The organism is Sphingomonas glacialis (genome assembly GCF_006439055.1).
GTDB lineage: Bacteria > Pseudomonadota > Alphaproteobacteria > Sphingomonadales > Sphingomonadaceae > Sphingomonas > Sphingomonas glacialis_A.
The window spans coordinates 1,141,608-1,161,171 of sequence record NZ_RCZC01000002.1; the positions used below are offsets into that span (position 1 = coordinate 1,141,608).

29 protein-coding genes are annotated in these 19,564 nt (G+C 63.2%); all 29 read right to left on the minus strand.

The window, feature by feature from the left end:
• Positions 1–14: 14 nt before the first annotated feature.
• On the minus strand, positions 15–1,370 hold the full coding sequence (locus EAH76_RS09195) for a HAMP domain-containing sensor histidine kinase (protein WP_140849932.1): 1,356 nt from the start codon (positions 1,368–1,370) through the stop codon (positions 15–17).
• Positions 1,367–2,059 (minus strand): response regulator transcription factor, encoded by a 693-nt coding sequence (locus EAH76_RS09200; protein WP_140849933.1) that lies wholly within the window; start codon positions 2,057–2,059, stop codon positions 1,367–1,369. Before EAH76_RS09200 ends, EAH76_RS09195 begins: the two co-directional genes overlap by 4 nt.
• Before the next feature lie 396 nt (positions 2,060–2,455).
• Positions 2,456–3,106, minus strand: a complete 651-nt coding sequence (locus EAH76_RS09205) for an adenylate kinase (protein WP_140849934.1) — start codon at positions 3,104–3,106, stop codon at positions 2,456–2,458.
• A 28-nt stretch (positions 3,107–3,134) separates the two neighbouring features.
• Positions 3,135–4,487, minus strand: a complete 1,353-nt coding sequence (secY, locus tag EAH76_RS09210; RefSeq protein WP_140849935.1) for a preprotein translocase subunit SecY — start codon at positions 4,485–4,487, stop codon at positions 3,135–3,137.
• A gap of 258 nt (positions 4,488–4,745) precedes the next feature.
• Entirely contained in the window at positions 4,746–5,288 is a 543-nt protein-coding gene (rplO, locus tag EAH76_RS09215) for a 50S ribosomal protein L15 (RefSeq protein WP_140849936.1), read from the minus strand.
• A gap of 260 nt (positions 5,289–5,548) precedes the next feature.
• Positions 5,549–5,725: a 50S ribosomal protein L30 gene (gene rpmD / locus EAH76_RS09220; protein WP_010164564.1), complete on the minus strand. Its 177-nt coding sequence runs from the start codon at positions 5,723–5,725 to the stop codon at positions 5,549–5,551.
• Between the two features lie 5 nt (positions 5,726–5,730).
• A complete protein-coding gene (rpsE, locus tag EAH76_RS09225; RefSeq protein ID WP_140849937.1) occupies positions 5,731–6,477 on the minus strand; it encodes a 30S ribosomal protein S5 in 747 nt (248 codons plus the stop codon).
• Positions 6,478–6,479: 2 nt separating this feature from the next.
• Positions 6,480–6,839 (minus strand): 50S ribosomal protein L18, encoded by a 360-nt coding sequence (rplR, locus tag EAH76_RS09230; protein WP_010185509.1) that lies wholly within the window; start codon positions 6,837–6,839, stop codon positions 6,480–6,482.
• Positions 6,839–7,372 (minus strand): 50S ribosomal protein L6, encoded by a 534-nt coding sequence (gene rplF / locus EAH76_RS09235; protein ID WP_010185508.1) that lies wholly within the window; start codon positions 7,370–7,372, stop codon positions 6,839–6,841. The genes rplR and rplF overlap by 1 nt, the downstream gene beginning before the upstream one ends.
• A 1-nt stretch (position 7,373) precedes the next feature.
• Complete coding sequence (rpsH, locus tag EAH76_RS09240; RefSeq protein ID WP_010185507.1) at positions 7,374–7,769, minus strand: 30S ribosomal protein S8; 396 nt, start codon at positions 7,767–7,769, stop codon at positions 7,374–7,376.
• A gap of 10 nt (positions 7,770–7,779) precedes the next feature.
• Positions 7,780–8,085, minus strand: coding sequence for a 30S ribosomal protein S14 (gene rpsN / locus EAH76_RS09245; protein WP_010185506.1), 306 nt, complete (start codon positions 8,083–8,085; stop codon positions 7,780–7,782).
• 1 nt (position 8,086) lies between these two features.
• Positions 8,087–8,680, minus strand: a complete 594-nt coding sequence (gene rplE / locus EAH76_RS09250; protein WP_029625217.1) for a 50S ribosomal protein L5 — start codon at positions 8,678–8,680, stop codon at positions 8,087–8,089.
• Positions 8,673–8,990, minus strand: coding sequence for a 50S ribosomal protein L24 (rplX, locus tag EAH76_RS09255; protein WP_140849938.1), 318 nt, complete (start codon positions 8,988–8,990; stop codon positions 8,673–8,675). Before rplX ends, rplE begins: the two co-directional genes overlap by 8 nt.
• 1 nt (position 8,991) lies before the next feature.
• The gene (gene rplN / locus EAH76_RS09260; protein ID WP_010164574.1) at positions 8,992–9,360 is read right to left on the minus strand and encodes a 50S ribosomal protein L14; all 369 of its coding nucleotides are present in this window, start codon (positions 9,358–9,360) and stop codon (positions 8,992–8,994) included.
• A 145-nt stretch (positions 9,361–9,505) separates the two neighbouring features.
• Positions 9,506–9,778 (minus strand): 30S ribosomal protein S17, encoded by a 273-nt coding sequence (gene rpsQ, locus EAH76_RS09265; RefSeq protein ID WP_010185503.1) that lies wholly within the window; start codon positions 9,776–9,778, stop codon positions 9,506–9,508.
• 10 nt (positions 9,779–9,788) lie between these two features.
• Positions 9,789–10,007, minus strand: coding sequence for a 50S ribosomal protein L29 (rpmC, locus tag EAH76_RS09270; RefSeq protein WP_140849939.1), 219 nt, complete (start codon positions 10,005–10,007; stop codon positions 9,789–9,791).
• A gap of 1 nt (position 10,008) precedes the next feature.
• Entirely contained in the window at positions 10,009–10,443 is a 435-nt protein-coding gene (rplP, locus tag EAH76_RS09275) for a 50S ribosomal protein L16 (RefSeq protein ID WP_010185500.1), read from the minus strand.
• Positions 10,444–10,453: 10 nt separating this feature from the next.
• Positions 10,454–11,155: a 30S ribosomal protein S3 gene (gene rpsC / locus EAH76_RS09280; protein ID WP_010185499.1), complete on the minus strand. Its 702-nt coding sequence runs from the start codon at positions 11,153–11,155 to the stop codon at positions 10,454–10,456.
• Positions 11,155–11,535: a 50S ribosomal protein L22 gene (rplV, locus tag EAH76_RS09285; RefSeq protein ID WP_010185498.1), complete on the minus strand. Its 381-nt coding sequence runs from the start codon at positions 11,533–11,535 to the stop codon at positions 11,155–11,157. Before rplV ends, rpsC begins: the two co-directional genes overlap by 1 nt.
• Positions 11,535–11,810: a 30S ribosomal protein S19 gene (gene rpsS / locus EAH76_RS09290; protein WP_010164582.1), complete on the minus strand. Its 276-nt coding sequence runs from the start codon at positions 11,808–11,810 to the stop codon at positions 11,535–11,537. The genes rplV and rpsS overlap by 1 nt, the downstream gene beginning before the upstream one ends.
• A 1-nt stretch (position 11,811) precedes the next feature.
• Entirely contained in the window at positions 11,812–12,666 is an 855-nt protein-coding gene (gene rplB / locus EAH76_RS09295) for a 50S ribosomal protein L2 (RefSeq protein WP_133189631.1), read from the minus strand.
• A 4-nt stretch (positions 12,667–12,670) separates the two neighbouring features.
• Entirely contained in the window at positions 12,671–12,982 is a 312-nt protein-coding gene (locus tag EAH76_RS09300) for a 50S ribosomal protein L23 (RefSeq protein WP_010185496.1), read from the minus strand.
• Entirely contained in the window at positions 12,975–13,601 is a 627-nt protein-coding gene (rplD, locus tag EAH76_RS09305) for a 50S ribosomal protein L4 (protein WP_133189635.1), read from the minus strand. Before rplD ends, EAH76_RS09300 begins: the two co-directional genes overlap by 8 nt.
• Positions 13,602–13,603: 2 nt before the next feature.
• On the minus strand, positions 13,604–14,359 hold the full coding sequence (gene rplC, locus EAH76_RS09310; protein ID WP_010185494.1) for a 50S ribosomal protein L3: 756 nt from the start codon (positions 14,357–14,359) through the stop codon (positions 13,604–13,606).
• Between the two features lie 216 nt (positions 14,360–14,575).
• A complete protein-coding gene (gene rpsJ / locus EAH76_RS09315; RefSeq protein ID WP_007406109.1) occupies positions 14,576–14,884 on the minus strand; it encodes a 30S ribosomal protein S10 in 309 nt (102 codons plus the stop codon).
• 201 nt (positions 14,885–15,085) lie between these two features.
• A complete protein-coding gene (gene tuf / locus EAH76_RS09320) occupies positions 15,086–16,276 on the minus strand; it encodes an elongation factor Tu (RefSeq protein WP_010185493.1) in 1,191 nt (396 codons plus the stop codon).
• A 118-nt stretch (positions 16,277–16,394) separates the two neighbouring features.
• Complete coding sequence (gene fusA / locus EAH76_RS09325) at positions 16,395–18,491, minus strand: elongation factor G (RefSeq protein WP_140849940.1); 2,097 nt, start codon at positions 18,489–18,491, stop codon at positions 16,395–16,397.
• Positions 18,492–18,571: 80 nt separating this feature from the next.
• Positions 18,572–19,042: a 30S ribosomal protein S7 gene (gene rpsG, locus EAH76_RS09330; RefSeq protein ID WP_133189639.1), complete on the minus strand. Its 471-nt coding sequence runs from the start codon at positions 19,040–19,042 to the stop codon at positions 18,572–18,574.
• Between the two features lie 55 nt (positions 19,043–19,097).
• The gene (gene rpsL / locus EAH76_RS09335; protein ID WP_019516007.1) at positions 19,098–19,469 is read right to left on the minus strand and encodes a 30S ribosomal protein S12; all 372 of its coding nucleotides are present in this window, start codon (positions 19,467–19,469) and stop codon (positions 19,098–19,100) included.
• Positions 19,470–19,564: the final 95 nt, after the last annotated feature.

Sequence of the window (19,564 nt, forward strand, 5' to 3'; positions counted from 1 at the left end):
TTTTTCAGCGGGATTCACAACGTCGCCGGCACCACGATCGCCGCCACCAGCCCCGGCGCATTGTCCCCCAACTCGATCCGCCCGTCGTGCAACCGCGCGACCGCCTCGACCAGCGCCATCCCCAGCCCTGCGCCCGGCAGACTGCGCGCGGTGTCGAGCCGGCCGAAGCGGCGCAGCGCCTGCGCGCGGTCGGCCTCGGCGATGCCGGGTCCGCGATCCTCGACCTGGAAGCGCGCCTCGCCGCCCGCGATCGCCAGCCGCAAGGTGATCGCCCCGCCCGCCCCGGCATGACGCAGCGCATTGTCGATCAGATTGGCGATCGCCTGGGTCAGCAACTCGCGGTGCAACACGATACGAGGCGCGCCGGCCTCGATCACCGCCTCGAAGCGCATCCCTTCGTCCTCGACGACGGGTGCGTAGAGTTCGGCAATCTCCTCCATCAACGTCGCGGGATCGATCGGCGCGAGCCGGTCGCGCGGCACCGATTCGGCGCGGGTGATCTCGATCATCGTCGAGAGCATCCGCATCACGAGATCGGTCTCGATCAGCAGCCCGCCCATCGCCGCCTCGCGCTGCGCGGGATCAGCCTGCAGTACCGCCGCCTCGGCCTTGGCGCGCAACCGCGCGAGCGGCGAGCGCAGGTCGTGTGCGAGGCCATCGGTGACGATCCGCAATTCGGTCATCAGCCGCTCGGTCTTATCGAGCATCGCATTGAGCCGCAGCGCGAGGCGATCGAACGCATCACCGGCGCTCGCCGCATTGGGCACGCGCCGCGACAGATCGCCCTCGGCAACGCCCTCGATCACGTCGGTCACGCGGTTGAGCCGCTGCCCGACGTAGCGCGTCACGACCAGCCCGCCGCCAATGCCGAGCGCCAGCGACAGCAAGGTCGCCGCGGCGAGCGCGCGCTCGATGCCGCGCTGTTCCTCTTCCCAATCGTCGAGCAGATGCCCGCTGACGAGCCGGTTGGGCCCGATCTGCCGCACCGCATAACCAGCCTCGCGATCGGACCAGGGCCGCGAATCGCCTACCTGACCGATATGGAAGCCGATCGAGGGCGCCTGCCCGTCCTGCCCGATCGCGGGGCCGACCTGCGCCAACCGACGACCGTCGGGGCCGACCACCATCACGATCCGGGTCGGATCGCTGGGCGCCTGCGCATCCTCGATCGCACGACTGAGCGCGGCCAGCCCGCCGGTCCGATAGACCGCGACCAGCGCGTCCGATTCCTCGATCGTATCGCGTCGCACCGCATCGATCGCATCGTCATGGACGAGCTTCCACACGAACGCGACGAGCACGAGGTTGGAGATCAGCGCCAGCCCGATCGCGAGCAAAGCGATCCGCGCAGTGACCGAAAGCCGGATCAAGGCTCGGTCGACAGCCGATACCCCGCGCCGCGCACGGTGTGCAGGATCGGTGCGGCAAAGCCCTCCTCGAGCTTGCGCCGCAACCGCCCGATATGGACGTCGACCACGTTCGATCCCGGGTCGAAATGATAGTTCCAGATCTTCTCGAGCATCATCGTGCGCGTCACCACCTGCCCGGCGTGCCGCGCAAGATATTCGAGCAGATTGAATTCGCGCGCACCCAGCGCGATCGCGCGCCCCTGCCGGACGACGGTACGCGCGAGCAGGTCGATCTCGAGGTCGCCGACCGACAGCTTGGTCGGCTGCCCTTCGGTGCCGCCGCGATCGACGCGGCGGAAGATCGCATCGATCCGCGCGGTTAGTTCGGCGAAGGAGAAGGGTTTGACGAGATAATCGTCGGCACCGGCGTTGAGCCCGTCGATCCGGTCATCGACCGTACCGAGCGCGGACAGGATCAAGGCGGGCGTCGCAACGCCCGCAGCGCGGATCGCGCCGAGCATCGCCAGGCCATTGAGGCCCGGCAGCATACGGTCCGCGACGATCAGGTCGAAAATGCCCTCGCTCGCGAGGAACAGCCCATCGCGGCCGTCGGCACAGGTCTGGACGACATAGCCCGCCTCCCCCAGCCCCTTGGCGAGGTAGGCGGCGGTCGAGGCATCGTCTTCGACGATCAGAATCTTGCGGGACATAGGTGGCATTCCGGGCGGTTTCCTCGTGCCTAGAATGAAATGAGGCTGGCGGAAAGCAAGCCTTCCGCCAGCCAACGACACTCCCGGGAGTGCGAGTGCCGATCTCGTGAAGTTTTCCCGCCGCATGCACCCGGCGTTGGGGCTCTTATGCCGCGCGGCGGCTGCCACGACGGTGACGGCGACGTGACGAAAGCGTCATTTGCAATGAAATGGCGGCGGAGCGGCCAGAAAAAGCGAGCCGCGAGAGAACCCGTTCCCTCGCGGCTTGCTCTCGAGCAGACCTACAGCGGTTCGCCCCGAATGTGTCGAAGCACGGCTCTTTCCAGCCTCACGAAGGCCTGGCCTTCGACAGGCCCAGCGCGAACGGAAAGAGCGCGGCGCCGCGCGGCAGCGCGATCAGACGGCGTCGAGGATCGCTTCGATCGCCTTGGTCACGGCACCGATCTCGCCCATGCCATCGACGCGCGCCAGCAGGCCGTGGTCCTGGTAGATCGGAATGATCGGCTCGGTCTTCGCGCGATATTCGGCCATGCGCGTGCGCACGGTCTCTTCATTGTCGTCGGGGCGGCGCTTGAACTCGTGGCTGCCGCAGACGTCGCAGGTATCGGCGAGCTTGGGCTGCTTGAAATGGTCGTGATAGCCAGCACCGCACACTGCGCAGGTGTAGCGACCGACGATCCGCGCGACGAGCTTGTCCTCGTTGACCTCGAGCTCGATCACCTTGTCGAGCGTGCGGCCACGGCCTTCGAGGATCGTGTCGAGCTGCTCGGCCTGCGCCGCGGTCCGCGGATAGCCGTCGAAGATCACGCCTTGCGCGGGATCGAGCGACGCCAGCTTCTCGTCGATGATGCCCGAGACGATAGCGTCGGAGACGAGCTCACCCGCTTCCATCACGGCCTTGGCCTGCAACCCGACCGGGCTGCCCGACTTGACCGCCGCACGCAGCATGTCGCCGGTCGAGAGCTGGATCATGCCGCGCGTCGATTCGAGGTGCGCCGCCTGGGTGCCCTTGCCCGCGCCCGGAGGCCCCAAAAGAATGATGTTCACGCCACAATCCCCTTCCGAAACGTCTCGCTTAGCGGAGACGTCCGCCCTTCAGCTTCGCCTTCTTGATCAGATCGCCATATTGATGCGCAAGCAAATGGCTCTGGATCTGCGTCACCGTATCCATCGTTACGTTGACCACGATCAGGAGGCTAGTGCCACCAAGGTAGAACGGGATCGCGAGCGCCGACACGAGATATTCGGGCAACAGGCAGATAATCGCGAGATAGCCCGCACCGATGACGGTGATGCGCGTCAGCACATAGTCGAAATAATTCTCGGTGTTCTTGCCCGGGCGGATGCCGGGGATGAAGCCGCCATGACGCTTGAGATTGTCGGCGGTCTCTTCCGGATTGAACACCACGGCGGTGTAGAAGAACGAGAAGAAGATGATGCCGGCGCCATAGAGCAGCATGTACACCAGGCTGCCGTGCTGGAGGTACTGGTTGAGCGTGATGACCAGGTCACCATACCAGGTTTCCTTGGCACCGGTCGTCTGCTTGCCGGCGAGCTGCATCACCGTCAGCGGCATCAGCAGCAGCGACGAGGCGAAGATCGGCGGGATCACGCCAGCGGTGTTGATCTTGAGCGGCAGATGGCTGCGGTCCGACTGCATCCCGCGCTGCGTCTGGCGCTTGGGATACTGAATCAGGATGCGGCGTTGCGCGCGCTCCATGAAGCAGATGAACAGGATCAGGCCTGCGACGGCGACCGCGATCGCGACGATCGTGAAACCGTTGAGGTTGCCCGCGCGGCCACCCTGGGCGAGGTTGTAGAGCGTCGTCGGCAGGTTCGCGACGATACCCGCCATGATGATCAGCGACATGCCGTTGCCGATGCCGCGTGCGGTGATCTGCTCACCGATCCACATCAGGAACATCGTGCCGCCGACGAGGCTGACGATCGAGCCCGCGACGAACATGAAGCCGGGATCGACCACGACGCCCTGGCTCTCGAAGCCGAGCGCGAGGAAATAGCCCTGGATGATCGTCAGCGCGACGGTGCCGTAGCGCGTATATTGGTTGAGCTTCTTGCGCCCGCTCTCGCCTTCCTTCTTGATCGCGGCCAGCGTCGGTGACAGCGAGGTCGCGAGCTGCACCACGATCGAGGCGGTGATGTACGGGGTGACGCCCAAGGCGATCAGGCTGGCGCGCTTGAGCGAGCCACCCGAGAAAGCGTTGAAGAAATCGAGCACGCCGCCGCTGGTGCGGTTGGCCAGCTCGGTCAGCGCGGTCGGGTCGATCCCCGGCAGCGGCACGTAGCTGAGCAAGCGGAACACGATCAGCGCGCCGATGGTGAACCACAGCCGCTTCTTGAGGTCGGTCGCCTGTGCGAATTTCGACAGGCTGATGCTGGAAGCCATCTGGTCGGCTGCGGATGCCATGCTGCGTATCGTCCCGGTAACTCAGGTGTCAGGAAACAAAAAACGGCGGAAAGCGTTACCGCCCCCGCCGCTCATATAGGGGCCCGAACGGGCTTGTCTAACCTTGCGGTCAGATTTCCTGCCGATGCCGCCTTCCCGTCATTCCCGCGAAAGCGGGAATCCCGCTTCTTCTAGCGAACGCTAAAGGAGAAGCGGGACCCCCGCTTTCGCGGGGGTGACGGCGGAGAGCACAGGCCGGGAAATTCAGGCCCGAAGCGTTCAGGCCTTGAACGATTCCTTGTGCGCCTTGCGCTCGCGATACTTAACGCCCTTCTTGGCGGCAGCCTTTTCAGCTGCGGGCACGACGTGGATCACGTCGACCTTACCGCCGAGCTTCTCGACTGCCTCGATTGCGCCCTTCGACGCGCCGGCAACGGTGAAGCTGAGAACAGCCGTCATCTCGCCCTTGGCGAGCAGACGGACGCCGTCCTTGCCGCCACGCGCCAGGCCAGCGGCCTTGAGCGCGTTGTGGTCGAGCGTCGCGCCAGCTTCGATCTTGCCTGCGTCGACCGCAGCCTGGATCGCACCGAGGTTCACCTCGGCATAGTCCTTGGCGAAGATGTTGTTGAAGCCACGCTTAGGCAGACGCATGTGGAGCGGCATCTGGCCGCCTTCGAAGCCTGCGATCGAGACGCCTTCACGGCTCTTCTGGCCCTTCTGGCCACGACCGGCAGTCTTGCCCTTGCCCGAACCGATACCACGGCCGACACGCATCTTGGATTTACGCGCGCCCTGATTGTCGCGGATTTCATTGAGTTTCATGTGTGCACTCGCTTTCGCTTTTGTCGCGCTGATAAAATGGAGAAGGGGGCCGTTAGCCCCCTGCCCCGCGTTTGTCTATATCCGACTAGCCCCAGTATCCTCTCCCGCATGCGGGAGAGGCAACGGAGACTTGGTCCGCCTTCTTCAGGCGGGCCTAGTCGTAGTCGGTGAGGGCCTTCTTTTTCTGCGAGCTTCGCAAAAGAAGAAGGCCCTCACCCAACCCTCTCCCGCAAAGGCGGGAGAGGGCGTCAGATCTCGGCTTACGCCTCGATCTTCACCATGTGCGCGACCTTGCGGATCATGCCCCGGACTTCGGGGGTATCCTCGAGCTCACGCGTCTTGTGCATCTTGTTGAGGCCGAGGCCGATCAGCGTTGCACGCTGGTCGGCTTCGCGGCGGATCGGCGAACCGGTCTGCGTGATCTTGATGGTGGCCATCTATCTTACTCCACAACCGCGGCCGCATCGGCCTCGGCAGTCTCGGATCCACCACGGCCCAGCAGGTCGGCAATCTTCTTGCCGCGACGCTGTGCAACCGACTTTGGCGAAACCTGCGAGGTCAGCGCCTCGAAGGTTGCCCGGATCATGTTGTAGGGGTTCGACGTGCCGACCGACTTGGTCACGACGTCGGCGACGCCGAGCGACTCGAACACGGCGCGCATCGGACCACCAGCAATGATGCCCGTACCAGCCGGCGCCGAGCGCAGCGTGACGAGACCGGCACCGAAGTGACCGTTACCGTCATGATGCAGCGTGCGGCCTTCCTTGAGCGGAACGCGGACCATTGCCTTCTTGGCAGCAGCCGTCGCCTTAGAGATGGCTTCGGGCACTTCGCGCGCCTTGCCATGACCGAAGCCGACCCGGCCCTTGCCGTCGCCGACGACGACGAGTGCCGCAAAGCCGAAGCGCTTGCCGCCCTTAACCGTCTTCGAGACGCGGTTGATGTGAACCAGCTTCTCGATCAGCTCTTCGCCGCCATCGTCGGCACCGGGGCCGCCACGACCGCGATTGTCGCGACCGCCACGGTTGTCACGGCCGCCACGGTTCGCACCGCCGCCAGGACCACCACGACCGCCGCCTGGGCCACGGTTGCCGCCAGGACCACCGCGACCGCGCGGTGCATCCTGCTGCGGAACCGGTGCGCCGTCGGGCGACGCTGCGATTTCGTTCGGAATGTTGTCGTCAGCCATAATTAGAACTCCAATCCGGCTTCACGCGCGGCAGTCGCCAGCGCCTTGACCCGGCCGTGGAACAGGAAGCCACCGCGATCGAACACGACCTGCGTCACGCCAGCAGCCTTGCAGGCCTCGGCGATGCGCGTGCCGACACCGGTCGCTGCGTCGAGGTTGGCGCCGGACGTGTCGCGCACGTCCTTTTCCAGCGTCGAAGCGGCAGCGATCGTCACGCCCTTGGCGTCGTCGATGATCTGCGCATAGATGTGGCGGCCCGAGCGGTGGATCGACAGCCGCGGACGGCCCGAACCCCGTGCACGAAGCGCGGTGCGGTTGCGGCGGCGCCGCTTCTCGAAGAGAGACATACCCTTGGTCGACATTACTTCTTCTTCCCTTCCTTGCGGAAGATGAACTCGCCGTCGTACTTGATGCCCTTGCCCTTGTAAGGCTCGGGCTTGCGCCAACGACGGATTTCAGCTGCCAGCTGGCCGACCTTCTGCTTGTCCGAACCCGAGATCTCGATCGTCGTGTTGTCGGGGGTCTTGACTTCGATCCCCTCCGGCACGTCGATGTTGACGTCGTGGCTGTAGCCGAGCTTGAGGTTCAGGTTCTTGCCCTGCGCCGCAGCACGATAGCCAACGCCGTTGATCAGCAGCTTCTTGGTGAAGCCGTCCGACACGCCGGTGATCAGGTTCTGCACGAGCGTCCGCTGCATGCCCCAGAACGCGCGAGCGCGCTTGGTCTCGTTTGCGGGGTTGACCGAAACGCCACCCTCTTCGAGCACATAGCTGATCTCTTCGCGCAGCGGCATCGCGAGGGTGCCCTTGGGCCCCTTCACGGTGAGCTGCTGGCCTTCGATCGTCGCGGTCACGCCGCTGGGGATCGCGACCGGCTTTTTACCGATGCGGCTCATATCAGAACACCTCCGCGAGGACTTCGCCGCCGACATTCTGTTCGCGCGCTTCGGCGTCGGACAGAACGCCGCGAGGCGTCGAGACGATGGTGATGCCGAGGCCGTTCATGACGCGCGGCAGTTCGGTCGAAGCCGAATAGACGCGACGGCCAGGCTTCGAAACGCGGGCAACGTGCTTGATCGCAGGCTGGCCCTCGAAATACTTCAGCTCGATGCGGATGCCGGCCGCAGGGCCCATCTGCTCTTCGCTATAGCCACGGATGTAGCCTTCGCGCTGGAGGACGTCGAGAACGCGGGCCCGCAGCTTGGAGCCCGGCGTCAGGACGGAGTCCTTGCGCGCGCGCTGGCCGTTGCGGATGCGGGTGAGCATATCACCCAGGGGATCGGTCAATGCCATCTGTTGATCCTTACCAGCTCGACTTCGTAACGCCCGGGATCAGGCCCTTGTTGGCCAGATCGCGCAGCTGAATACGGCAGAGGCGGAACTTGCGATAATAAGCGCGCGGACGACCCGTCAGCTCGCAGCGGTTGCGGATGCGCGTCGGGTTCCCGTTGCGGGGAATCTCGGCCATCTTGAGGCGTGCCTCGATCCGCTCGCCGTCGCTCAGCGAGTTGTCGCCAGCGATTGCCTTGAGCGCCGCATACTTAGGCGCGTACTTCTTGACGAGCATCTTGCGACGCTCGTTCTTGTTGACAGAACTTACCTTCGCCATCTTATGCCGCCTTCTTTTCGGTCGCGTCTTCAGTGACTTCCGGCGGGAACGGGAAGCCGAACAGGCGGAGCAGCTCGCGCGCTTCGTCGTCGGTCCGTGCCGTGGTCGTGACGATCACGTCCATGCCGCGGATCTTGTCGATCCGGTCGTAGCTGATTTCCGGGAACACCAGCTGCTCCTTCAGGCCGCAGGCATAGTTGCCGCGTCCGTCGAACGACTTGGGGTTGAGCCCGCGGAAATCGCGAACGCGCGGGAGCGCGATCGTGATGAAACGGTCGAGGAATTCGTACATGCGCTCGCGGCGAAGAGTAACCTTCACGCCGATCGGCATGCCTTCGCGCAGCTTGAACTGTGCGATCGACTTCTTGGCCTTGGTCACGACGGGCTTCTGGCCGGCGATCAGCTCCATTTCCTGGGCTGCCTGGTCGACCTTCTTCTTGTCCTGCGTCGCTTCGCCTACGCCCATGTTCAGGACGATCTTGTCGATGCGCGGAACTTCCATCGCGTTCTTGTAGCCGAACTTCTCGGTCATCGCAGCGACGATCTTGTCGTCGTACATGCCCTTCATCCGGGGCTTGGTTGCAGCATCAGCCACTGATCTTCTCCCCGGTCTTGACCGCAACGCGGACCTTCTTGCCGTCCTGGGTCTCGAAGCGAACGCGCGTCGGCTTGCCGCCGGCGGTCACATGCGCAACCTTGGAAATGTGCATCGGTGCTTCCGAACGCTTCAGGCCACCCTCGGGGTCGCCCTGGCTCGGCTTGGTGTGGCGCACGGCGACGTTGACCCCCGAAACGATGACCTTGCCGTCCTTCGGGAACGAGGTCGTCACTTCGCCGGTCTTGCCCTTGTCGCGGCCCGACAGGACGATGACGCGATCGCCCTTCTTGATCTTAGCGGCGGCCATTTTACAGCACCTCCGGTGCGAGCGAGATGATCTTCATGTGCTTCTTGCCGCGGAGCTCGCGCACCACTGGGCCAAAGATACGCGTGCCGATCGGCTCTTCGTTCTTGTTGACCAGCACGGCTGCGTTCGAATCGAAGCGGATCACGGTGCCATCGGCCCGGCGAATGTCCTTCGCCGTACGCACGATGACGGCACGGTGCACGTCGCCCTTCTTCACGCGGCCACGGGGGGCAGCTTCCTTGACGCTGACGACGATGATGTCGCCCACGCCTGCAACACGACGCTTGGAACCCCCAAGCACCTTGATGCACATAACCCGCTTCGCGCCGCTGTTGTCAGCGACCTCGAGATTGGATTGCATCTGGATCATTGGATCCGCTTCCTTCTCATTCCAGGCACCGATTCCGACCGGTGCCGCCTAAACTCAGTCGTCACCCCAATACCGGGGCAGCACGACTATTGCCTGACCCTTTCCATGCGGCCCCGGCTTTCACCGGGGTACCGCGACGGAGGTGTCAGGCGTCGACGTCGACCCGCTCAGGCGTCGCGTGGGTGTTAACCCGATCGATCACCTTCCAGGTCTTCAGCTTGGAGATCGGTGCGGTCTCTTCGATCCGCACGGTTTCGCCCTGCTTGAACTCATTGCCCTCATCGTGGGCATGATACTTCTTCGTACGACGGATGATCTTGCCGTAGAGCGCGTGCTTGACCTTGCGCTCCACGTTCACGACCACCGTCTTGTCGCCCTTGTCGGAGACGATCAGCCCCGTCAGCACGCGCTTTGGCATGTCTAAATCCTTACTTTGCCGCAGCGTCGCGCGAACGCGTCGACTGCAGGGTCTTGATGCGAGCGATGTCGCGACGGACTTCCTTCACCCGGCTCGACTTTTCGAGCTGGTTGGTCGCCGCCTGGAAACGGAGGTTGAACGCCTCACGCTTCAGGTTGCCGAGCTCTTCGCCCAGCTGGTCTTCGGTCTTGGCGACCAGGTCGGAACGACGCGTGTCGATCTTGGCCATCTTATGCAACTCCCAGATGCGAGGTGTCGCCGAGACGGGCAACGACCTTCACCTTGATCGGCAGCTTCATCGCTGCGCGGCTGAACGCCATAGCGGCGATATCACCCGGAACGCCATCCAGTTCGAACAGGATGCGGCCCGGCTTTACGCGAGCTGCCCAATATTCCGGCGAACCCTTGCCCTTACCCATGCGGACTTCGGCAGGCTTGCCCGAGACGGGAAGATCCGGGAAAACACGGATCCACAAACGCCCCTGGCGCTTGATGTGACGCGTGATCGCGCGGCGAGCCGCCTCGATCTGGCGTGCGGTGATCCGGTCCGGCTCCATCGCCTTCAGCCCGTACGAGCCGAAGTTGAGGGTCGTGCCGGACTTGGCGTCGCCATGGATGCGGCCCTTGAAGGCCTTGCGAAACTTGGTCTTTTTCGGTTGCAGCATGATCTATTCCTTAGCGGCGCGGATCAGGCCGGACGCCGGAAGTCTGTGCTTCCATCATCAGCCGGTCGGTCGCCATCGGGTCATGACCCAGGATTTCGCCCTTGAAGATCCAGACCTTCACGCCGCACACGCCATAGGCAGTGTGTGCAGTCGCTTCGGCATAATCGACGTTGGCGCGCAGCGTGTGGAGCGGAACGCGACCTTCGCGATACCATTCCGAACGCGCGATTTCAGCACCGCCGAGACGGCCACCGCAGTTGATCCGGATGCCCTCGGCGCCGAGACGCATCGCCGACTGCACCGCACGCTTCATGGCGCGGCGGAAAGCGATACGACGCTCGAGCTGATCGGCAATGCCCTGGGCGACGAGCTTCGAATCGACTTCCGGCTTGCGGATTTCGACGATGTTGAGGCTCACGTCGGACGTGGTCATCTTGCCGAGCAGACGGCGCAGCTTTTCAATGTCTGCGCCCTTCTTGCCGATGATCACGCCGGGGCGTGCTGCGAAGATGGAGACGCGGCACAGCTTGGCCGGACGGTCGATTACCACCTTGGAGATCGCTGCCTGCGGCAGCGTCTTCATGATGAACGCACGCATCTTGAGATCTTCGAGCAGAAGACGACCGTAATCGGCGCCCTCGGCATACCAGCGGCTGTCCCAGGTGCGGTTGATCTGCAGGCGCAGACCGATGGGGTTCGATTTCTGACCCATTACGCTTCTTCTTCCATTTCGCGAACGACGATGCGCAGGCGGCTGAAGGGCTTAAGGATGCGGGTCGACTTGCCGCGGCCGCGCGTGGCGAACCGCTTCATGACGATCGACTTGCCGACCGAGGCTTCCGAGACGACGAGCGAGTCGACGTCTAGGTTATGGTTGTTCTCAGCGTTGGCGATGGCCGAGGCCAGCACCTTGCGCGCTTCGATGGCCATGCCCTTGGTCGAGAATTGCAGGATGTTCATCGCTTGGCCGACCGGCTTGTTGCGAATGAGTGCTGCAACCAGGCCGAGCTTCTGCGCCGAACCACGGATCTGCGTGCCGACCGAGAGGGCTTCCTTCTCGCCGACCTTGCGGGGGGATTTCGCCTTAGACATTAGCGCTTGCCCTTCTTGTCCGCGGCGTGGCCGGGGAAGTAACGGGTGGGCGCGAACTCGCCGAGCTTCATGCCCACCATGTCCTCGTTGACCGAGACCGGCACGAACTTGCGGCCGTTATAGACGCTGAACGTGAGGCCCACGAACTGCGGCAGGATCGTCGAGCGACGCGACCAGGTCTTGATCGCACCGCGCGCATTGGTTTCCTGCGCGGTTTCTGCCTTCTTGAGCAGGTGGAGGTCCACGAAGGGACCCTTCCAGACTGAGCGAGCCATCTTAGCCCTTCCTCTTCGTCGAATGACGCGAACGGATGATCATCTTATCCGTCGACTTATTGTGACGGGTGCGCGCACCCTTGGTCGGCTTGCCCCATGGCGTAACCGGATGACGGCCACCCGAGGTACGGCCTTCACCACCGCCGTGCGGATGGTCGACCGGGTTCTTGGCGACACCACGCGTCAGCGGGCGGATGCCCAACCAGCGGCTGCGGCCTGCCTTGGCGAGGTTGGTGTTGCCGTTGTCGGGGTTCGACACGGCGCCGACCGTGGCCATGCAGTTCGCATGGAGGTAGCGCTGCTCGCCCGAGTTGAGGCGGACCATGACCATGCCCTTGTCGCGACCGACGACCTGCACATAGGTGCCGGCCGAACGTGCGATCTGACCGCCCTTGCCCGGCTTCATCTCGACGTTGTGGACGATCGTGCCGACCGGCATCTGGCCCAGCTCCATCGCGTTGCCCGGCTTCACGTCGGTCTTCTTGTCCGCGATGACCTTGTCACCGACGGCCAAGCGCTGCGGTGCGATGATGTAGGCAACGTTTTCCTTGCCATCGGCGGTCTGACCATAATTGATCAGCGCGATGAACGCGGTGCGGTTGGGATCATATTCGATCCGCTCGACCACGCCATCGACGCCCCAGTTACGGCGCTTGAAGTCGATGATGCGGTAGCGCTGCTTGTGACCGCCGGCGATGCCGCGCGACGTGATGTGGCCCTTGTTGTTACGGCCACCGGTCTTGCGCTTGCCTTCGGTCAGCGCCTTGACGGGGCCGCCCTTGTGCAGTGCCGAACGATCGACGAGGATGAGCCCGCGTCGTGCCGGGCTCGTCGGGTTATAATGCTTCAGTGCCATCGGATCAGATCCCCGTCGTCACGTCGATGGACTGGCCGTCCTTCAACGTCACGATCGCCTTCTTGATGTCGGACCGCGTGTAGGGCGCACCCTTCCACTTCTTGGTCTTGCCCTTCTGGACGATCGTGTTGACCCCCAGAACGGTCACGTCGAACAGCGCTTCTACAGCAGCCTTGATCTGCGGCTTAGTGGCGTCGTTGGTGACCTTGAACACGACCGCATTGTGCTCGGAGAGCAACGTGGCCTTTTCGGTGATGTGCGGAGCAACGATCACGTCATAATGACGTGCGTCGATCCCGGTTTTTGGCTTAGCCATTGAAGCGCGCCTCCAGCATTTCGACGGCAGCGCGGGTCAGGACCAGCGTGTCGTGCTTCAGGATGTCATAGACGTTGGCGCCGGCGGCCGGCATCACGTTGATCGTGTGCAGGTTGCCCGCAGCCAGTGCGAAGCTGGTGTCGACCATGTCGCCGTCGATGACGAGCGCGGTCTTGCCGGTGCCAAGCTTGGCCCAATCCGCGATCAGCGTCTTGGTCTTGTTCTCGGCAACGCCAAGGCTGTCCATGACGACCAGCGTACCGGCCTGTGCATGGGTCGACAGCGCCATCTTGAGACCGAGCGCGCGGATCTTCTTGTTCAGGCCAGGGTTGAAGTCGCGGGTCCGCTGACCGTGCGCCTTACCACCACCGACGAAGATCGGAGCGCGGCGATCGCCGTGACGAGCCGTACCGCCGCCCTTCTGGCGACCGAACTTCTTGCCCGTACGTGCAACGTCGGAACGCTCACGCGTGCCGCTTGCGGTCGCACGGCGCTTCTCGAGCTGCCAGGTGACGACGCGGTGCAGGATGTCGGCGCGCGGATCGAGACCGAAGACCTCGTCGTTGAGCTCGACTTCCGTGCCGGCTGCGCCGTCGAAAGACTGAGATGTAACCTTCATGATCAGCCCTCCTGGCCGTCGGTCGCGTCCACGGTCGCGACGTCAGCAGGCGTCTCGGCGGGAGCGGTGTCGTTGGTGTTGGCAACCTGGCGGAGACCGGCGGGGTACGGCGCATCAGCGTGACGCGCGACCTTGACCGAATCCTTGACCAGCAACCAGCCGCCCTTCGAGCCAGGGACCGAACCCTTGACGAAGATCAGGCCACGCTCGACGTCGGTCGAGACGATTTCGAGGTTCTGCTGGGTGCGGTTCTTGTCGCCCATGTGACCGGCCATCTTCTTGTTCTTGAAGACCTTGCCCGGATCCTGGCGCTGACCGGTCGAACCGAGCGAACGGTGCGAGACCGAAACGCCGTGGGTCGCGCGCAGACCGCCGAAGCCCCAACGCTTCATGCCGCCCTGGAAGCCCTTACCCTGGGTCACGCCCTGGATATCGACGATCTGGCCGGAAACGTAATGGTCGGCAGAGATGGTCGCGCCGACTTCGAGCACGGCATCATCGCTCACGCGGAATTCAGCCAGCTTCGCCTTGGGCTCGACTTCGGCCTTGCCGAAGTGGCCGCGCTGCGGCTTGGCGACATTCTTTGCTTTTGCGGTACCTGCGCCCAGCTGGACTGCAACATACCCATCTCGATCGGCCTCGCGAACGGCCACAACTTGAAGATTTTCCAGTGCCAGAACGGTCACGGGCACATGGCGCCCGTCGTCCTGGAACCAGCGGGTCATCCCCATCTTTTTCGCGATCACGCCAGTGCGCATGATCAATGCTCCATTCAATGCAGAGGCACCCCTCGGACCATTCCGAAGGGTGCGTACTCAGCCCAAACTTATTTTATACTGCGGCCCCGACCCGGGCTGGTGCTCCCCGCGTTGGCGGTGGAGCGTGTCGGGGGACGCAGACCCGGATAAATCCGGCGGTATCCCGTCTATCTGGCGCCGCCCTGGGGCGTCACCGAATCTCGTGGAGGCGCGCTATTACGCGAGCTTGATCTCGACGTCAACGCCTGCGGCGAGGTCGAGCTTCATCAGCGCATCGACCGTCTGCGGGGTCGGCTGAACGATGTCGAGCATGCGCTTGTAGGTACGGACCTCGAACTGCTCGCGCGACTTCTTGTCGATGTGCGGGCCGCGGTTGACCGTGAACTTCTCGATGCGCGTGGGCAACGGAATGGGGCCACGGATGAGCGCGCCAGTGCGGCGGGCAGTGTCGGCGATGTCGCCGGTAGCCTGGTCGAGCACGCGATGATCGAATGCCTTCAGACGAATGCGGATATTGCTGTCCATAGTCCCTACCGATGCGAAAGAGCGGGGCAACTCACCCAATCGTCATCCCGGCATCTAGCGCCGGGGATGACGGCTGATTGGCCGCCTCTACTGATTAAAACCAAAACTGGAGGCGGGCCACTACAGGGCCCTTCCATAAAAAGCAACAGCCCGCGCCTCTCATCGAGGCGCGGGCTGCACTTTTTTCTATTGCTAGAAAATTTAGGCCGAAATGCCCGAGACGATGCCCGAACCAACGGTACGGCCGCCTTCGCGGATCGTGAAGCGCTGGCCGACGTCCATGGCGATCGGTGCGATCAGCTTGACGCCGAGCGCGATGTTGTCGCCAGGCATGACCATTTCGGTGCCCTCAGGCAGCTCGACGGTGCCGGTGACGTCGGTCGTGCGGAAGTAGAACTGCGGGCGGTAGTTGGCGAAGAACGGCGTGTGACGGCCACCCTCGTCCTTCGACAGCACGTAGACTTCCGACGAGAACGCCGTGTGCGGCTTGATCGAGCCGGGCTTGCAGAGAACCTGGCCACGCTCGACTTCTTCACGACCAACGCCGCGGATCAGCGCGCCGATGTTGTCTCCAGCCTGGCCCGAGTCGAGCAGCTTGCGGAACATTTCGACGCCCGTGACCGTGGTCTTGCGCGTGTCGTTGATGCCGACGATCTCGACTTCCTCGCCAACCTTGACGATGCCGGTCTCGACGCGGCCGGTGACGACCGTACCACGACCCGAGATCGAGAAGACGTCCTCGATCGGCATCATGAACGGCTTGTCGAGCGGACGCTCGGGCTGCGGCAGGTACGTGTCGACAGCTTCCATCAGCTTGAGGACGGCGTCATGGCCGATCTCAGGCGTCGTGTCGTTGAGGGCAGCCACAGCCGAACCGCGGATGACGGGGATGTTGTCGCCGTCGAAATCGTACTTCGAGAGAAGCTCGCGGATTTCCATCTCGACCAGCTCGAGGATTTCCTCGTCGTCGACGAGATCGACCTTGTTCATGAACACGACCATCGTCGGCACGCCGACCTGGCGTGCGAGCAGGATGTGCTCGCGGGTCTGCGGCATCGGGCCGTCGGTCGCCGAAACGACGAGGATCGCGCCGTCCATCTGAGCTGCGCCGGTGATCATGTTCTTCACATAATCGGCGTGGCCCGGGCAATCGACGTGCGCGTAGTGACGTGCAAGCGTCTCATACTCGACGTGTGCGGTCGAGATGGTGATGCCGCGCTCGCGCTCTTCGGGAGCCTTGTCGATGTTGGCATAGCTGGTGAAGGTGGCGCCACCGGTCTCGGCGAGCACCTTGGTGATCGCAGCCGTGAGCGACGTCTTGCCATGATCGACATGGCCGATCGTGCCGATGTTGAGATGCGGCTTGTTCCGCTCGAACTTTGCTTTCGCCATGATTTCCTACCTTATTGATTCGCTCGCGGCCTTCAGAGCTCCACGCGAACGCGGGCCCATAGCGACCTATTTCGGGATACGCTAGCCCTAGCGCCCAACCGGGCGCCAGGGCTTGCAATTACGCCAGCTTTGCCTTGACCTCGTCCGCGACGTTCGCCGGGACTTCTTCGTAGTGCGAGAACTGCATCGAGTAGTTCGCGCGGCCCTGAGTGAACGAGCGCAGCGCGTTCACATAGCCGAACATGTTCGCCAGCGGGACCATCGCGTCCACCGACTGCGCGTTGCCGCGCGTATCGGTGCCCTGGATCTGGCCACGACGGCTGTTCATGTCACCGATGACGTCGCCCAGATAATCTTCCGGGGTCACGACTTCGACCTTCATGATCGGCTCGAGCAGCTTGATGCCGGCCTTCTGCGCGACTTCACGCATCGCGCCACGCGCACAGATTTCGAACGCCAGCGCCGACGAATCGACGTCATGGTAGGCGCCGTCATAGACGAGGATCTCGAAATCGATGATCGGGAAGCCGACCAGCGAGCCCGTAGCCGCCGTCTCGCGGAAGCCCTTTTCAATCGCCGGGATATATTCCTTCGGAATATTACCGCCCTTGATCTCGTCCTTGAAGATGATGCCCGAACCGCGCTCACCCGGCGTGACCTTGACCTTCACGCGACCGAACTGGCCGGTACCACCCGACTGCTTCTTGTGCGTGTAATCGACGTCGACCGGCTTGCCGAGATACTCACGGTAAGCAACCTGCGGCGCGCCGACATTGGCCTCGACCTTGAACTCGCGCTTCATGCGGTCGACCAGGATCTCGAGATGGAGCTCGCCCATGCCCTTGATGATGGTCTGGCCCGACTCGGCGTCCGACGAAACGCGGAACGACGGATCTTCGCGTGCGAGACGATTGAGCGCGACGCCCATCTTCTCCTGGTCGGCCTTGGTCTTGGGCTCGACCGAGAGCTCGATCACCGGCTCGGGGAATTCCATCCGCTCGAGGATGATCGGAGCGTTCATCGCGCAGAGCGTGTCGCCGGTCGTGGTGTCCTTGAGGCCCGCCAGAGCGACGATGTCGCCTGCATAGGCCACCTGGATGTCCTCGCGCTCGTTCGCATGCATCAGCAGCATGCGACCGACCTTTTCCTTCTTGTCCTTGACCGAGTTCGTGACCTGCGACGCGGTCTCGAGCTTGCCCGAATAGATGCGGGCGAAGGTCAGCGTGCCCACGAACGGATCGTTCATGATCTTGAACGCGAGCGCCGAGAACGGCGCTTCATCCGACGAAGGACGCTCGTCGACGGTCGTGCCGTCGAGCTTGAGGCCCTGGATGGCCGGAACGTCGAGCGGCGAAGGCAGATAGTCGACGACGGCGTCGAGCAAAGGCTGGACGCCCTTGTTCTTGAACGCCGAACCGCAAACGACCGGCACGAACGAGAAGTTGAGCGTGCCCTTGCGGATCAGCTTCTTGAGGTCGGCGGTCGAAGGCTCGTTGCCCTCGAGATACGCTTCCATCAGCACGTCGTCCTGCTCGACAGCCATTTCGATCAGGTCGCTGCGATACTTCGCTGCCTTCTCAGCGAGGTCCTCGGGGATCTCGGCATATTCGAACTTCGCGCCGAGGCTCTCTTCGAGCCAGATGATCGCACGGTTCTCGACGAGATCGACGAGGCCCTTGAAGCCGCCTTCCATGCCGATCGGGAGATACAGCACGGCCGGACGCGCACCGAGGCGATCGATGATCGACTGGACGCAGAAATAGAAATCGGCGCCGGTACGGTCGAGCTTGTTGACGAAGCACATCCGCGGCACTTTGTACTTTTCAGCCTGACGCCACACGGTCTCGGACTGCGGCTCAACGCCGGCAACGCCGTCGAAGCATGCAACCGCGCCATCGAGCACGCGGAGCGAACGCTCGACTTCGATCGTGAAGTCGACGTGGCCCGGGGTGTCGATGATGTTGATCAGATGCTCTTCGCCCTTGCCTTCGCTGGCGCGCCACTTGCAGGTCGTTGCAGCCGACGTGATCGTGATCCCGCGCTCCTGCTCCTGCTCCATCCAATCCATCGTCGCGGTGCCTTCATGCACTTCGCCGATCTTGTAGGACTTGCCGGTGTAATAGAGGATACGCTCGGTCGTCGTCGTCTTGCCGGCGTCGATGTGCGCCATGATGCCGATGTTGCGATAGCGTTCGAGCGGATGGCTGCGGGCCATGTCAGTGCTTCCTTAGCGATGTGGGGAGCCGGATGGTACAGCTCCCCACTATATAGGTTACGATTGCAGCGAGCGCTAGCTTACCAGCGGTAGTGCGAGAACGCGCGGTTGGCCTCGGCCATGCGGTGCGTGTCTTCGCGCTTCTTGACCGCGTTGCCGCGGTTATTGGCGGCGTCCATCAGCTCGCCCGACAGGCGGGCCGACATGGTGTTCTCGCTGCGCGCACGGGCAGCCGAGATCAACCAGCGAATCGCCAGAGCCTGCGCGCGCTCGGGGCGCACTTCGACCGGGACCTGGTAGGTCGCACCACCGACACGGCGGCTGCGGACTTCGATGCCGGGCTTCACGTTGGTGAGCGCGTCATGGAAAACCGCGACGGGATCCTTCTTCGCACGGGCTTCGACGGTTTCCATCGCGCCGTAGACGATCAGTTCTGCGACCGACTTCTTACCGTCGAGCATAACCGAGTTCATGAACTTCGAGAGGACCTCATCACCGTACTTAGGATCGGGGAGGATGATACGCTTTTCTGGGCGACGACGACGTGCCATTTCAATTTCCTTCTAAACTTCAGCCATTCGGTGATCGGCTATCGAGCCGACCGGCTTACTTCGGACGCTTGGCGCCGTACTTGGAACGCGACTGGCGACGATCCTTGACACCCTGTGTATCGAGGACACCGCGCAAGACATGGTAGCGCACGCCGGGAAGATCGCGAACGCGACCGCCGCGGATCAGCACGACCGAGTGCTCCTGCAGGTTGTGACCCTCGCCCGGGATGTAGCTGATGACTTCGCGCTGGTTGGTCAGGCGAACCTTGGCCACCTTGCGCAGAGCCGAGTTCGGCTTCTTCGGGGTCGTCGTGTAGACGCGGGTGCAAACGCCGCGCTTCTGCGGGTTCTGCTCCATTGCAGGGACCTTGGACTTGGCCTTCTGCGGATCGCGGCCCTTGCGGACCAGCTGGTTGATTGTCGGCATTGAATCTCTTCACCTTGACTGTTGGTTACTTTGCTGGAGCCTTGACGCCCCCCCAGAACAATTCGGGGAATACAAAAAGGGCCGTTGGCGGCGAA